The 14,549-nt window shown below is 56.3% G+C and carries 14 protein-coding genes; 9 read left to right on the forward strand and 5 right to left on the reverse strand.

Annotation, left to right across the window (positions count from 1 at the left end):
- Positions 1-5: 5 nt before the first annotated feature.
- On the reverse strand, positions 6-1,157 hold the full coding sequence (locus AC2FI7_RS09995) for a DcaP family trimeric outer membrane transporter (RefSeq protein ID WP_010441937.1): 1,152 nt from the start codon (positions 1,155-1,157) through the stop codon (positions 6-8).
- Between the two features lie 650 nt (positions 1,158-1,807).
- On the opposite strand from AC2FI7_RS09995, the gene AC2FI7_RS10000 reads away from it, so the two are divergent.
- Positions 1,808-2,011: a hypothetical protein gene (locus AC2FI7_RS10000; protein WP_010441938.1), complete on the forward strand. Its 204-nt coding sequence runs from the start codon at positions 1,808-1,810 to the stop codon at positions 2,009-2,011.
- A 117-nt stretch (positions 2,012-2,128) separates the two neighbouring features.
- Positions 2,129-4,174, forward strand: a complete 2,046-nt coding sequence (locus AC2FI7_RS10005; protein WP_010441939.1) for an acetyl-CoA carboxylase biotin carboxylase subunit — start codon at positions 2,129-2,131, stop codon at positions 4,172-4,174.
- 76 nt (positions 4,175-4,250) lie between these two features.
- On the opposite strand, the gene AC2FI7_RS10010 is transcribed toward AC2FI7_RS10005, so the two are convergent.
- The gene (locus tag AC2FI7_RS10010; protein WP_010441940.1) at positions 4,251-4,697 is read right to left on the reverse strand and encodes a DUF4174 domain-containing protein; all 447 of its coding nucleotides are present in this window, start codon (positions 4,695-4,697) and stop codon (positions 4,251-4,253) included.
- Positions 4,698-4,867: 170 nt separating this feature from the next.
- Between AC2FI7_RS10010 and AC2FI7_RS10015 the strand changes: the two genes are divergently transcribed.
- The 7 genes from AC2FI7_RS10015 to AC2FI7_RS10045 all read left to right on the forward strand — a co-directional run bounded on the left by AC2FI7_RS10015 (position 4,868) and on the right by AC2FI7_RS10045 (position 11,146).
- Positions 4,868-5,683: a hypothetical protein gene (locus AC2FI7_RS10015; RefSeq protein WP_010441941.1), complete on the forward strand. Its 816-nt coding sequence runs from the start codon at positions 4,868-4,870 to the stop codon at positions 5,681-5,683.
- Positions 5,680-7,806 carry a methylmalonyl-CoA mutase gene (gene scpA / locus AC2FI7_RS10020; protein ID WP_010441942.1) on the forward strand — a complete coding sequence of 709 codons (2,127 nt, stop codon included), beginning with the start codon at positions 5,680-5,682 and terminating at the stop codon, positions 7,804-7,806. Before AC2FI7_RS10015 ends, scpA begins: the two co-directional genes overlap by 4 nt.
- Before the next feature lie 109 nt (positions 7,807-7,915).
- The gene (locus AC2FI7_RS10025; protein WP_010441943.1) at positions 7,916-8,518 is read left to right on the forward strand and encodes a VOC family protein; all 603 of its coding nucleotides are present in this window, start codon (positions 7,916-7,918) and stop codon (positions 8,516-8,518) included.
- The gene (locus tag AC2FI7_RS10030) at positions 8,515-9,039 is read left to right on the forward strand and encodes a GNAT family N-acetyltransferase (protein ID WP_010441944.1); all 525 of its coding nucleotides are present in this window, start codon (positions 8,515-8,517) and stop codon (positions 9,037-9,039) included. The genes AC2FI7_RS10025 and AC2FI7_RS10030 overlap by 4 nt, the downstream gene beginning before the upstream one ends.
- A gap of 9 nt (positions 9,040-9,048) precedes the next feature.
- Positions 9,049-9,729 (forward strand): molecular chaperone DjiA, encoded by a 681-nt coding sequence (locus AC2FI7_RS10035; RefSeq protein WP_010441945.1) that lies wholly within the window; start codon positions 9,049-9,051, stop codon positions 9,727-9,729.
- Positions 9,730-9,732: 3 nt separating this feature from the next.
- Positions 9,733-10,734, forward strand: coding sequence for an endonuclease/exonuclease/phosphatase family protein (locus tag AC2FI7_RS10040; protein ID WP_496815890.1), 1,002 nt, complete (start codon positions 9,733-9,735; stop codon positions 10,732-10,734).
- Between the two features lie 37 nt (positions 10,735-10,771).
- On the forward strand, positions 10,772-11,146 hold the full coding sequence (locus tag AC2FI7_RS10045; RefSeq protein ID WP_170779714.1) for a hypothetical protein: 375 nt from the start codon (positions 10,772-10,774) through the stop codon (positions 11,144-11,146).
- On the opposite strand, the gene AC2FI7_RS10050 is transcribed toward AC2FI7_RS10045, so the two are convergent.
- Genes AC2FI7_RS10050 through AC2FI7_RS10060 form a run of 3 tightly spaced genes read right to left on the reverse strand, consistent with a single transcriptional unit; the run spans position 11,147 to position 14,504 of the window.
- On the reverse strand, positions 11,147-12,691 hold the full coding sequence (locus AC2FI7_RS10050; protein ID WP_496815892.1) for a Ppx/GppA family phosphatase: 1,545 nt from the start codon (positions 12,689-12,691) through the stop codon (positions 11,147-11,149). It lies immediately after the preceding gene.
- A 49-nt stretch (positions 12,692-12,740) separates the two neighbouring features.
- Positions 12,741-13,430, reverse strand: a complete 690-nt coding sequence (locus AC2FI7_RS10055) for a P-loop NTPase family protein (RefSeq protein WP_480606534.1) — start codon at positions 13,428-13,430, stop codon at positions 12,741-12,743.
- Entirely contained in the window at positions 13,431-14,504 is a 1,074-nt protein-coding gene (locus AC2FI7_RS10060; protein WP_480606537.1) for an AI-2E family transporter, read from the reverse strand. It lies immediately after the preceding gene.
- Positions 14,505-14,549 lie beyond the last annotated feature (45 nt).

Consider the following 14,549-nt stretch of genomic DNA (forward strand, 5'->3'; position numbering starts at 1 on the left):
GCAAGTCAGAAGTTCAGCTGTGCGGCCAACTGAATACGGTTGCCATCGAAAGTGTCACCCGAAATCGTATCGTTCCGCTCGCCATAGATGTATTCGGCGCTCAATGTCAGATTGTCAGTTGCTTTGTAGAACGCATTGACATGGATGGTCTCAAGCTCGGTGAAGGACAAACTTCCTGTCGAGGTGGGCAGGTCGTAATCTTCCTTACCGTAGGAGATGCCCACGTTCCATTTGGGGGTCAAATCTTGACGAAACTCGATGGTATACCCGTCGACATCGTTCGCCTGACCGCCAACAATCGCGTCACCCAAACCGATCAGGTAGGGGCCGATCGCTTCACCGTTGACGTAGTTGACTTGGAACAGGCCACCTTGCCAGGGACGGATCGAACCAGAAAGGGTAAAGCCGGTCTGATCCACTTCGACATCGCCGGATTGGGCTTTGCCGTACAAAACCGAGGCGCGCGCCAGGTATTTGCCGTCGTTATACTCGACCGCACCAGTCAGCACCGGATCATCCGAGTTCGAACCTCCGACGTTTTCCTCTACAGAAACAGCAAAGGTGGTATTCGATCCGAAGCCGTTAGTGTATCGAACCTGAGGAACACGGGCAAAAGGGATGCCGACCGGTCCATTGAACTCAACTGTGGTGGGGTAAGTGTCCAGAGGCTGGAAATTAGTCCAGTACTGACCGATGAGCCATTGTTCACCAATCCGGATATTCGCGTGACGAATGCGGAATTCTGCTGTACCGCCCGAGCCGAAAGCATCCACTTCGATCTGACCCTGGATGTCGCCAATGCCGCTTGGTGTGTTGGTACGCAGTCCGATTCGCGATTGCCGAACGGTGGCGCCAAATGTGCCATCGGTTTCGGCCGAGGGCTCACCTATGACATTCACAAACGCTGTGTCGCCCTGATCATATTCGAAGTCGTAGAAGAAATCGGCTTTGACATAGCCATAGACGTCCAGCGTGGTGTTTCCGATCCTCAGATCACCGGTCCCGGCTCCGGGCTTGGACGATTCCAAAGCCTCGACTCTTGCGCGAAGCGCATCGAGTTCAGCCTGAGTTTGTGCATCTTGCGCCAAGGCCTGCATTCCGGTCACGGAAAGCGTGCTGGCAGCAAGCAGGCTAGCAGTTTTGCCCTTTATTATCATGGGGATATTTCCTTGTTTGCGAGTGTGCACCGGCACCGTTTCACGCATAAGAGCCCGGGGAAAATCACCAATCTGCGAGGAATTCTGCGCAGTTTTTCAAGTAACCGTGTCAAGAATGGCTCGTGCTTTCACAGCTCGGTGAAAGCTCAGGATAAGCGCCTGGCCCCTGTAGATTTTCTTAGTGGACTTCCGAAAGCAACGCGTGAGGTATACCGCCGTGTTGGCCATCATCCGGCCGAGTATCGTCACATGAACGTGACTGGCATGAGCAGGGAATTCGGGGGTGCAGGGCGATATGGTGTCGGCGCAAAGTTGCGCGGACGCGCTGCCGGTGGGCAAGTTTTAGCCGGAATCTCAAACGGAAACGAAGATGGGTTTGCGCTGCAAATTGTGCTGTGCACAGTGAAGGGGCCGTGCGGCTCTACTTTGCCTGCGTCGCACAAGCACCTACTATTCCGTACCCCTTCCTTCCGCGGGCAGGCTTGTGTTCCCCACAGAGCTCTGTCCGCGGTTTTCTTTTTGGCGAACACAGTCCAAAAACGGCAAGAAACTGCGCAATTCAGTGGTTTGCAACCTCTGTTATTGCATAACAATGCCGGAATTCGGCATCTGCCCTCAAAGACTTTGAGAAACCAAAAAGGGCAGAAAACATGCAAAAATCACGAATCTTCCTTGCGTTGGCGACATGCGCCGGCCTTGTGGCCTGTGGTGACACAACGGGCGAGCAGGCGATCCTTGGTGGCGGCGCAGGCGCGGTCGGGGCTGCGGTCCTCAATGCAGATCCGCTGTTTGGCGCAGCGGTCGGTGCTGCGGGGAACGTGCTGTACTGCAAAACCCAAAACACCTGTAACTAACGCTGAATTTATCGGGGCAGCCAACACCCCGTCCGTCATCACGCATCACGCCGTCGTGGGGTCAACACCCTGAGGCGGCGTTTTGCGTTTCCAGAACTTCAATCCAAAGGACGTTCCATGTTCAACAAGATCCTGATCGCAAACCGGGGCGAGATTGCCTGCCGGGTCATCAAGACTGCCCGCAAGATGGGCATTGGCACGGTCGCCATCTATTCTGATGCTGACAGGAACGCCCTGCACGTGTCGATGGCGGATGAGGCCGTGCATATAGGTCCACCACCGGCCAATCAGTCATACATTGTCATCGACAAGGTAATGGACGCCATCCGTCAAAGTGGTGCGCAGGCTGTCCACCCCGGCTATGGCTTTCTGTCCGAGAATTCCAAGTTTGCTGAAGCGCTGGATGCCGAAGGCGTCGCCTTTGTCGGCCCACCGGTTGGTGCGATCGAAAGCATGGGTGATAAGATCACCTCGAAGAAGATCGCACAGGAGGCCGGGGTTTCGACGGTCCCCGGCTACATGGGGCTGATTGAAGACGCTGATGAGGCGGTGAAGATATCGAACGATATCGGGTATCCGGTGATGATCAAGGCCAGCGCTGGCGGCGGTGGTAAGGGCATGCGGATCGCGTGGAATGATGAAGAAGCGCGGGAAGGCTTCCAATCTTCCAAGAACGAGGCTGCAAATTCCTTTGGCGATGACCGGATTTTCATTGAGAAATTCGTGACCCAACCGCGCCACATAGAAATTCAGGTCCTGTGCGACAGCCATGGCAACGGCATCTATTTGGGCGAGCGTGAATGCTCGATCCAGCGCCGGAACCAGAAGGTTGTAGAAGAGGCGCCTTCGCCCTTCCTTGATCCTGAAACCCGAAAAGCGATGGGAGAACAGGCGGTCGCGCTGGCCAAGGCCGTGGACTATGCCAGTGCTGGAACGGTCGAATTCATCGTGGATGGGGAAAAGAACTTTTACTTCCTTGAAATGAACACCCGCCTTCAGGTGGAACACCCTGTGACCGAGCTGATTACCGGTGTTGATCTGGTGGAACAGATGATCCGTGTGGCTGCTGGTGAAAAGCTGACCATCACTCAGGATAACGTGACCTTGACGGGTTGGGCCATCGAGAACCGTCTTTATGCCGAGGATCCGTATCGCGGCTTCTTGCCCTCGATTGGCCGCCTGACCCGTTATCGCCCACCGCAGGAAATCGCCGCTGGCCCGTTGCTGGTGAATGACAAATGGCAAGGCGATGCGCCCAAAGGGGATAGCGCTGTACGTAACGATACCGGCGTCTATGAAGGCGGCGAGATCAGTATGTATTATGACCCGATGATCGCCAAGCTGTGCACTTGGGCGCCGACCCGCGAGCAGGCGATCGAAGCCATGCGTGTGGCGCTCGACAGTTTTGAGGTTGAAGGCATCGGTCACAATCTACCGTTCCTGTCAGCGGTTATGGACCACCCGAAATTCGTTAGCGGTGATATGACGACCGCCTTCATCGCCGAGGAGTATCCTGACGGATTTGAGGGTGTGGAATTGCCTGAAGCTGACCTGCGCCGAGTCGCTGCATCGTGCGCAGCGATGCACCGCGTGGCCGAGATTCGTCGTACACGGGTGTCGGGGCGGATGGACAATCATGAACGCAAGGTTGGAACAGATTGGGTCGTCTCGCTGCAAGGGCAAGAGTTCGAGGTTGCGATAGAGGCCGATCAGGATGGCTCCACCGTGTCGTTTGCAGATGGCACGAAGCACCGTGTCGCCTCCGATTGGACACCGGGTGATCAGCTTGCAGTGCTCGATGTCGATGGCAGCCCACTGGTTCTGAAGGTCGGCAAAGTGTCGGGCGGATTTCGCGTCCGCAACCGCGGCGCGGATCTCAAGGTGCATGTTCGCACCCCACGTCAGGCCGAATTGGCCCGGATGATGCCCGAGAAGCTGCCGCCTGATACATCCAAGATGCTGCTCTGCCCGATGCCCGGCCTGATCGTGAAGATCGATGTCGAAGTGGGGCAGGAGGTACAGGAGGGTCAGGCGCTTTGCACCGTCGAGGCGATGAAGATGGAGAACATCCTGCGCGCTGAGAAGAAAGGCGTTGTCTCCAAAATCAATGCTGGTCCCGGCGACAGCCTTGCCGTTGACGATGTGATTATCGAGTTCGAATGATCATGCGCGCGCCTGTTTCATACCTTTCAAGGTTCTCGGCGGCTTCCGTCGGGACTTTAAGGCAAGGTGCAGGTGTTCAGCCGCCTTCGCGTCGTTCGCGAATTTCGCGTTCACGCAAGGGCGTCTTGTCAATCGAGCGGCCTATCTCGCGCACGCTCCATGGGCTGGGTTTGCGCAGTTTCACTACACCATCCTTGTCGACAAATACCATCTGGAAACCGCGTGGTCGCAGTTTTGACCGTATCGGAGATCGTGCCGACGGATCGGTATCAGTCAATACGATTACGTCGCGATCACGCATTGCCGCTTCGCCCTCCAACAGCATGTCAATCTGTTGCTGGAACCTTGGGTCTGCAGGGGTATCGGCAAATACAACGATCGGGCGATGGGTCCAGAGAAAATCGCTCAGATCGCTGTCATCTACGGGACGCACAAAGCTGTCATCCGCAGGGGCATTCGCGTCCGCGGCCAAGGCGGCCAGCGGGAATAGTGCCGAGAAAACAAGGGCAAGCGTGCGTGTCATATGGCCTCCTGTTCTGTTGAATATAGCCTCTGCGCGGACGAATGCGACTGGCGAAATGTCTGCGGACATCAAAAAATTGTACTTCAGGCTCGATCCCGTTTCATCCGCGCCTATCCAAGCGCCGAGAATACAGGTTGTTCCTGAAGACTTTCGGTGGGGAGGGTAGGGCGATGGAGATCATCCTGCATTGCGGCGCACACAGGTGCGCAACCACCAGCTTTCAAAACTATCTAAGCAGGAATGAGAACACGCTGGCTGAGCAAGGGTTGGTCTATTGGGGGCCTGAACGCACACGTGCCAACGGTTTGAATAGCCTGAACAAATTGACGCCAGATGTTTGTGACGCGCTACGCCGTGATCTGGATGCGTGTCGGCGTGCGGGTGCCAAGCAGCTATTGGTAAGTCAAGAGAACTTCGTAGGTTCTATGGAGCGTAATATTGCATTCGCCTCGCTTTATCCCAGCATGCACGAGCGTAGTCTGCTGCTCGCGAAGGCCTTTGATGAAGGGGTTGGCAAATTGGCTCTGAATATCCGGGCATTGGATATGTATTGGTCTTCCGTTTCAGCCTATAAATTCAAACGCGGAAGTGAGCCGATTGAGCCCGCCAAATGGAAACGTATCACTCAGAGCAAGCGGAGCTGGCGAAATGTGATTGCGGAGATGGGCCGCGCGTTTCCGGGCGTTCCGCTACTAGTCTTGCCCTTCGAAGATTTTGCGGGCCATCAGCGTGCACAGCTTGAGGCTTTGACCGGGCGCGCGGCACCCGAGGACAACGACGGCCTTTCACTGAATGCCGCGCCACATCCTGCCCCTCACGGCCTAAACGCAGATCAGGCGATGAAGCTGTGGTCCGATTATGCGGATGATCTGGAATGGCTTGCCTCCGGCGCAGACGGCTTGGCCGAGCTTGTCTGCCGGACAGAAAGAGATACGCGCGGGGTCATCCCCGCGGAACCCCGATTGGAACAGAGGAAATCGACATGACCGACACCAACGACTGGCAGGTGCTGGCCGAAAAAGAACTGCGCGGGCGTCCGTTGGACGATCTGACCAAGGAAACTCTTGAAGGCATCGACGTTAAGCCGCTCTATACGCAGGACGACACCGCAGACCTGCCGCATATGGGGTCACTGCCTGGCTTCGGCCCGTTTACCCGTGGGGTGAAGGCGACGATGTATGCGGGTCGTCCCTGGACCATCCGTCAGTATGCGGGGTTCTCGACCGCCGAGGAATCGAACGCCTTCTATCGTCGCAACTTGGCCGCTGGTCAGCAGGGTGTCTCGGTGGCCTTCGACCTGGCGACGCACCGGGGCTATGACAGCGACCACCCGCGCGTTGTCGGCGATGTCGGCAAGGCCGGTGTGGCCATCGACAGTGTCGAGGATATGAAGATCCTGTTCGACGGTATTCCGCTGGACAAGGTTTCGGTCTCGATGACGATGAACGGGGCCGTGATCCCGGTTCTGGCCAGTTTCATCGTTGCGGGAGAAGAGCAGGGGCATGACAAGGCCGTGCTGTCGGGCACCATCCAGAACGATATTCTGAAAGAGTTCATGGTGCGCAACACTTATATCTACCCGCCCGAGCCATCGATGAAGATCATCTCGGACATTATCGAGTTCACCTCGAACGAGATGCCCAAATTCAACTCAATCTCGATCTCGGGCTATCACATGCAAGAGGCCGGGGCGAACCTGGTGCAAGAGCTGGCCTATACGCTCGCCGATGGCCGTGAATATGTGCGTGCCGCGACTCAGTCGGGCATGGATGTGGACAAGTTTGCGGGCCGTCTGTCGTTCTTCTTTGCTATCGGCATGAACTTTTTCATGGAGATTGCGAAGCTACGCGCAGCACGCACGCTCTGGCATCGGGTAATGACCGAGTTCGGAGCGAAATCCGAACGGTCGAAAATGCTGCGAACCCACTGCCAGACATCCGGCGTATCACTGCAGGAACAGGACCCCTACAACAACGTGGTCCGCACCGCCTATGAAGCGATGAGCGCGGTACTGGGCGGCACCCAATCGCTGCACACCAACGCACTCGACGAGGCGATTGCGTTGCCCACCGATTTTTCTGCCCGCATCGCACGGAACACGCAATTGGTGCTGCAAGAAGAGACCGGTGTAACCGATGTGGTCGATCCGCTGGCGGGTTCTTACTACGTCGAAAGCCTGACCAACGAGCTGGTTGAAAAGGCTTGGGCCTTAATGGAAGAGGTCGAGGAGATGGGCGGCATGACCAAGGCGGTTGCCAGCGGTATGCCCAAGCTGCGGATCGAAGAAAGCGCAGCCCGGCGCCAAGCCATGATTGACCGGGGCGAAGAGGTCATCGTTGGTGTCAACAAGTACCGCAAGGAACAGGAAGACCCGATCGACATTTTGGACGTCGATAATGTCGCCGTACGCGAGGCGCAGGTGGCGCGTCTGGAACGCATTCGCGCCACCCGTGACGAAGCAGCATGTCAGCAGGCGTTGGACGCGCTGACCACCACTGCCCGTGAGGGTGGTAACCTGCTGGCCGCCGCCGTCGAGGCCGCCCGCGCCCGCGCATCCGTAGGAGAGATCAGCATGGCAATGGAAAAGGAATTCGGTCGCCACCGCGCTGAAGTGAAAACCCTGGCCGGTGTCTATGGCGCGGCTTATGAAGGTGATGAAGGCTTTGCCGCGATCCAGAAATCCATTGAAAAATTCGCCGAGGCCGAGGGACGTCGCCCACGTCTACTGGTGGTCAAAATGGGGCAGGATGGTCACGACCGGGGCGCCAAGGTGATTGCCACCGCCTTTGCTGATATCGGGTTTGACGTGGACGTCGGCCCTCTGTTTCAGACTCCCGCAGAAGCCGCGCAGGACGCGGTGGACAATGATGTGCATGTGATCGGGATCTCTTCGCAGGCTGCTGGGCATAAGACGTTGGCACCCCAGTTGGTTGAAGAACTGAAAAAGGCCGGGGCCGAAGACATCATCGTCATCTGTGGTGGCGTCATCCCGCAACAGGATTACCAGTTCCTCTACGATCACGGTGTAAAGGCGATCTTTGGTCCGGGAACGAACATCCCTGACGCGGCACAAGATATCTTGCGTTTGATCGGTGAAGCCAAAGCCTGAGGTGAGCCAAGATTTTTCGTACGAAAAATCTTGTGATCCGGAACCTTTGAGGAAAACATGCGGCCAGACACTTCTTGTCTGGTCGCATGTTTTTTGGGAGAGCGTCTTAATGTTATTGGACCATTTGGCTGTTGCAGGTGAAACGCTGGAAGAGGCTTCTGACCATATCGAACAGGCGTTGGGCGTTCGATTGCAGGATGGCGGCAAGCACGAGAAATTCGGGACGTATAACCGCCTGTTGGGCTTGCGAGATGGCTTGTATCTGGAGGCGATTGCGATCGATCCCGATGCGCCCAACCCGCAAAGGACGCGCTGGTTCGATCTGGATCGGTTCTCCGGATCGCCCCGCCTGACAAACTGGATTTGCCAGGTTCCCGATATCGAGGCTTCGCTGACCGCCTTTCCTGACGGTGTTGGTCAGCCCATCGATCTGAACCGAGGCGCGCTGCGTTGGCGCATGGCGGTTCCACCGAACGGGCGTCTACCGTTTGATAATATCTTTCCCGCGCTCATCCAGTGGCAGGGCGATCTGCATCCTGCGCAAATGTTGCAGGACAGCGGCTGCCAGCTGCAACGCTTGATTGTGTGCCACCCGGATGCTCTCGATCTGGCCAAAGGCTTGGGGGCGTTGGATTATGTCGTTTTTGATAGTGGTCCGGCAGCATTGCGCGCAGAAATTGAAACTCCACATGGGCTGCGCGTGCTGGAATGATCATCCGACAGGCAACGGTCGAAGACGCACCCGCGATTACCGAGATCGCAAACGCGATCATTCGTGACACGCTGGTCACTTTCACCACCGATGAACGTAGCGTGGAAAAAGTGACGGCAGAGATAGAAACCCGTGGGCCGGTTTTTCTGGTCGCCGAGCGCGATGGGGTGGTCGAGGGATTTGCAACTTATAACTTATTCCGATCGGGCCCCGGATATGCGCAGTGCCGCGAGCATTCGATCCAGTTGGCGCCTGAGGCCAGAGGGCAGGGCACGGGGCGCGCATTAATGCAGGCCTTGGAGGCCATCGCCAAAACAAACAATGTGCATGTTCTGGTTGCGGGTATTTCCTCGGCCAACCCTGCAGCCGTCGCTTTCCATTCGGCAATCGGTTTCAAACAGGTGGGGCATATGCCCGAAGTGGGGTTTAAATGGGGGCAGCGCTTGGATCTTGTTCTGATGCAGAAAATACTTGCCCCGCAGTCATCTGTCGCACCTGACAGTCGCGCAAAGGCGCGCTAGGGTGCGGCCATGTCGATCTGGACCAGAATAGCTGATGCGCTTAATGCGCTTGCCAAGGGCGAAAGCCTGACCGCAGTATTTGAAAAGCTACGTACGCCCCCCGAACGTTCGGTCGCGTTTGCAATTGCCGTTGTGGCACTAGGGGCCAAGATGGCCAAGGCCGATGGTCAGGTGACACGCGATGAGGTTACAGCCTTCCGCGAAGTGTTCCAGATCGCGCCCGAAGACGAAGACGGCGCAGCCAAGGTCTTTGACATGGCCCGAACCGATGTCGCTGGATACAAAGACTACGCCCGCAAGATCGCGGGAATGTTTGCGGACGACAGCACCACGCTTTGCGATTTGATGGAAGGGCTCTTTCACATCGCTATGGCAGATGGGTTCTATCACCCAAACGAGAATGAATTTCTTGAAGAGGTCAGCCGAATTTTTGGTCAGACTGACGCTCAATTCATGGCCTTGCGTGCGCGATTTGTGCCGGACGCACCAAAAGATCCGTACACAGTGTTGGGCGTTGCGAGGAATGCGCCACTGCCCGAAATACGCAAAGTCTGGCGGCAGTTGGTGAGAGAGACTCATCCCGATGCGATGATGGCACGCGGCGTGCCCGAGGAAGCGGTGCGTCTGGCCGAGAAAAAGATGATCGATATCAACCGCGCCTGGGATGAAATAAACGGCGCTCGGGTGTGATCGGTGCGGCTGGCGACCTACAATATCGAATGGTTCGCCAATCTGTTTGATCGCGACGATAATCTGGTCGTCGACGATAGTTGGTCAGGGCGGCGTGACATAACCAAAGTGCAGCAGATCGAAGCGGTGGCCAAGGTTCTGACCGCCGTCGATGCCGATGCTGTATTGGTCGTTGAGGCCCCAAATACAGGCAAAACGCAAAATACCGTCCGCGCCCTTCAGCGGTTTGCCGAAGCATTCAATCTGCGCACGTCCCATGCAGTGATGGGGTTTGCCAATGATACGCATCAGGAACTGGCGCTGTTGTTCGATCCGGATGTCTTGAAAGCACGCCACGAGCCAGTTGGACAACTGAGTGATCTAGCCGCTCCTCGGTTCGATGGCGTGTTCCGCATTGATCTGGACATCGATGCGACCGAAGATCAGGTCGAATTCTCGAAACCGCCAATGGAACTGGCCATTGAGATGGCCAATGGATCGACCCTCCGCCTGATAGGGGCACATCTAAAATCCAAAGCCCCCCATGGTGCCGGGTCACGGGACGAAATGATCCGTCTGTCCATTGCCAATCGCCGCAAACAACTGGCGCAGGCGGTTTGGTTGGCGCGACGCGTTGAACACCACATTGACGCCAACGAGCCAGTTATCTTGCTTGGTGATCTGAACGATGGCCCGGGGCTGGATGAGTTTGAGCATCTGTTCGGGCGGTCTTCGGTCGAGATTCTATTGCAGGCAGGGCTTTATGATCCTCATGCCGCGCAAGCGCATCGCCCGCGTCCCGGATCAATACCGGCTACGGCGCGTTTTGAACGTCGGGAGGAGGGAAGATACCTTGAGGCGCTGCTCGACTACATCATGATCAGCAATGATCTGCGTGATCATGACCCGGTCTGGCGCATATGGCATCCATTTCGGGACGCAGCATGCTGGGGCACCCCCGAATTGCGCGATGCTTTGCTGGCAGCATCCGACCACTTTCCTGTGACGCTGGATATAGATCTGTAGCCTTTCAACTGCATCGGCCACCTCTTATATTTCTACCATGCGACATGTGTTGAAGATCTGCGCAACCTGCGCACTGGTGGCAATACCCGCCCATGCTGAAGAGGACAGCAAGTCCTTGATGGAGCGAGGTGCCGAGCTTTTTCTGGAAGGTCTACGGCAGGAAATGGAGCCCACGATCGAGGATTTGCGCGGTTTCGCCGAGCAGTTCGGCCCGGCATTGCAATCATTCCTGCAGGAGATGGGGCCAGCGCTGGCTGAACTCGCCACTCAGGTTCAGGATTGGACGGCCTATGAAACGCCCGAAATGTTGCCCAACGGCGATATTATCATCCGTAAAAAGCCAGCACAGGAACGACCCGAAGAAACGGTTCCGCAAGATGACATTCCATCCGATGGCTTGACTGATATTTGATCAGCCCCTCAGGATAACCTTGGGTTCAGAATTCAGCGCATTAGCCAATGAGTTGAACCGCGCTTCGGCAACTTCGTTGAACAATGGACCTGCTGATTTGGGCAAGCGCAGTTCAAGCTTTTGCTTCTTCGGATAGTAGCGCAACTTACCCATAGCCGCGTCATGCTGCATCCAAAGCATTGCTCCAAAGCGAAGCGCTTTGCCCAGGATTTCGGCCTGTTCTTGGCCGCGTTCATCCAGCAGTTCATAGAGCTTGTTAAATCGGCTTCCCTCACGCTTGTTCCTATATCGGTGCTGCAAAGCGAGGCCGATAAATACTCTCTCAGAGTGTTTGATCCCGCTCATGTTGGCACGGGTCACATATTCGAAACAGGCCTCGGCTCGGTAATCGGGATGCGCGCGCCAACTGACGTCGTGCAGCAGACAGGCGGTTTTGATCAGTCGCACCCGCTGCTCTGGCGCCGAGCGAAAAAGGGGCATGACAAAATCGAACAGGTGTTTTCCGAACCCGGGCAGGCGTGCATCTTTTGCTTCGGCAAAACGGCTTACCTCGATCAACGGGTCGCGATCGCGCAGGCGTTGCGGCATCTGCTCATACAGTAATCCTTCGCGGATGCCATAGCTGGATATCGCGATGTCCTTGGGCTTGAAGGTGCGAATCAAGCGGGAAAGCACATCCATTGCATAAGGGATCAGCGCCATACGCGAACCAGATACACCAGCCTTACTGCGCAATTCATCCGCGTTATTCTGTTCGATGAATTTGATGGTCTCGCGAACTTGACTCTGAGTCATACGGTATTCGTGCAGCACGTTTAGCGGGTAGCCTCGGCGCAGCATGTCAAGGCGTGCGAAGGCGCGCCAACTGCCGCCAACAAGAAACAGGCGATCCCGCTGGGGGCCCATCTTATCGCGCATCTCTTCCATAGTCTTCTTGATATGTGTCTTACGCGCCCGACGACCGCCTTTGATATCGCGCAGTTTGAGCGGACCCAAAGGCGAGGTCATGCGACGCCCGACCTTGCCGCCTCCGATTTCTGCCAGTTCGACTGACGAACCTCCGATGTCACAGATCAAACCATACGCGCCGGGCCATCCCAACAATACGCCCTGCGCTGACAGGCGGGCTTCTTCTTCGCCATTGACCACATTGATGATCAATCCTGTTTCCGCTTTTACCTGCTCACAGAAATCGCGACCATCTCTTGCTTCACGCACTGCGGCAGTGGCGACGGCGTGCAGGGTAGGTAGCCCGAGGTTGTTGGCCAGATATTTGAACCTATGCAATGCAGCCAGCGCGCGTACACGTCCCAACGGGTTAAGGCGCCCGGTTTCGGATAGGCCTGCCCCCAATTCGCACATGACCTTTTCGTTGTAGAAATAAGCCGGAGAGCGCGCTGCACCATCGAAGATCACCATGCGGACCGAGTTGGATCCGATATCGACAACGCCAACCCGAGACAGCGCCCGAGCCCCCGGATCTTCGAAAATGGGCTTTCCAAACAGCCCGTGATCGGGGAAATCGGTCTCGGCAGTCTGTGTCATTGTGTCCCCAGATGTTTTGGGCGCAGGATGCGGGATCACCTGTGTTGGGTCAATCGTGGGCATCAGATTGTTCGAGTTCTGTGTTCAATAGACGCACCGCCAGCGCACGGGTGATATCGCGCTTTTCATCGAGTGCAATGCGATCCAATTCGTCAACCACATTCGCTGCAGCTTCAAAGCTGCGATCCATGTGTTTGACCAGATACGCGATGACATCCGGGCCGGGGCTTAGCTGACGGTCAGTGAAGAGCTTTGCGAGCACTGCACCTAACAGAGCGTCATCCGGCGCTTCCAAGGCCACATGGTGCGCTCCTTCCACGCGACTTTGCAGATCGGCCAAAGGCAGGCGCCATAGCATTGGCGCGGCGCGTCCGGTCATAAGTAAGGCGTTCCCCTCGGCCAGCACCAGATTATGCAGGTGAAATAGCGTTTTTTGCTGTTCAGGATCACCTGCTATTAGGGGAACATCCTCGATTGCGACCGAGGTACGCGCGAGGTTGGGAACCTCTTCGTAGCGCAAATCAGTGGCCTGCACGATGCGGCCGCCTGTTTCCGCCGCCCAAACATGGGCCAAGTGGGTTTTCCCTGATCCTGCCGGGCCGCTTAGCACCAGCTTGTTTCCTGGCCATGAGGTCGCAGAGATCATCGCTACGGCCAACGCATTGGCGGGCGAGACAAAGAAGTCTTCGCGGCCCAAGGCGGTCTTGGACGGCAGATCAAAGCTGAGTTGTGTGGCCATTTACTCGTCGTCCTGTTCGAGCCCTTCAAGCCCGGTATAAAGACGGCTGTTCAGATATTGCTCGGTCGCGAACCGGGCCAAAACACCCAAGGCTGCAGCGACCGGAACTGCGACCAGCATTCCGACAAAGCCAAATAGTGCGCCGAACACTGACAAGGCCAGTAGCAGCCAGACGGGGTGCAAACCGACTGAGCTGCCTACCAACTTAGGGGTCAGGAAGTTGCCCTCGGTCACCTGTCCGATGGCAAATATGCCCGCGACCAGACCGATATGCGCCCAGTCCCCCCAAAACTGAAACAGAGCGAGACCAATGGCCAGAGAGCCTCCGATCAAGGCACCGAGATAAGGAATGAATGTGACCAGCCCGGCGATGAAGCCAACGATCAGGCCGAATTGCAAACCAACCAGCATCAGCGCAACTGCATAATATGTACCAAGGATCAGACAGACTGTGCCCATTCCGCGCACGAATGAGGCCAGAACAGCATCAATCTCGCCAGCCAGCCGCTTGATCGTAGGGGCGTGATCGCGGGGTAGCAGCTCTCCGATCCGGGCAATCATACGGTCCCAGTCCATCAGCAGATAGACTGCAACAACCGGTACGATGACCAGTAAAACGACAACGTTTATGGCCGATCCCAGCGAGGCCAGAACCGTCTGCAAAACATCTCCGGTTTTGGACTTCAGCGTATCACCAAAAGACACCAACATCTGGTGCGTGTTCGATTCCCGGTCCAGAAGAGCGGGGAATTGTTGTTCAATAAATGCGCGTAATTGCTTGAAAAGGCTAGGTAAAGTGTCGATCAGATCCAGTAGCTGAGTGATCAGGGCCGGAACGACCATCAAGATCATCAATACAAAGCCCAGCACTCCAACCACGGTTATGATCGCGGTCGCCGCCATTCGCGATAGACCCAGTTTTTCCAGGCGGTCCGCAACAGGATCAAGGAAATAGGCAATCGCACCACCGATCACGAAGGGTAGCAAGACATCACCCAACAGGTACAAAAGCAGCACGAAAACAACAGTGGCAATGCCCCAGTATCTAAGCTGATCCTTCACTGGCAAGGCCATGGCGCAATTCCTCGTTTGCACAGCATTGCCGTGTTCTTGGCCTAT

The organism is Ruegeria sp. YTSA064 (genome assembly GCF_059610325.1).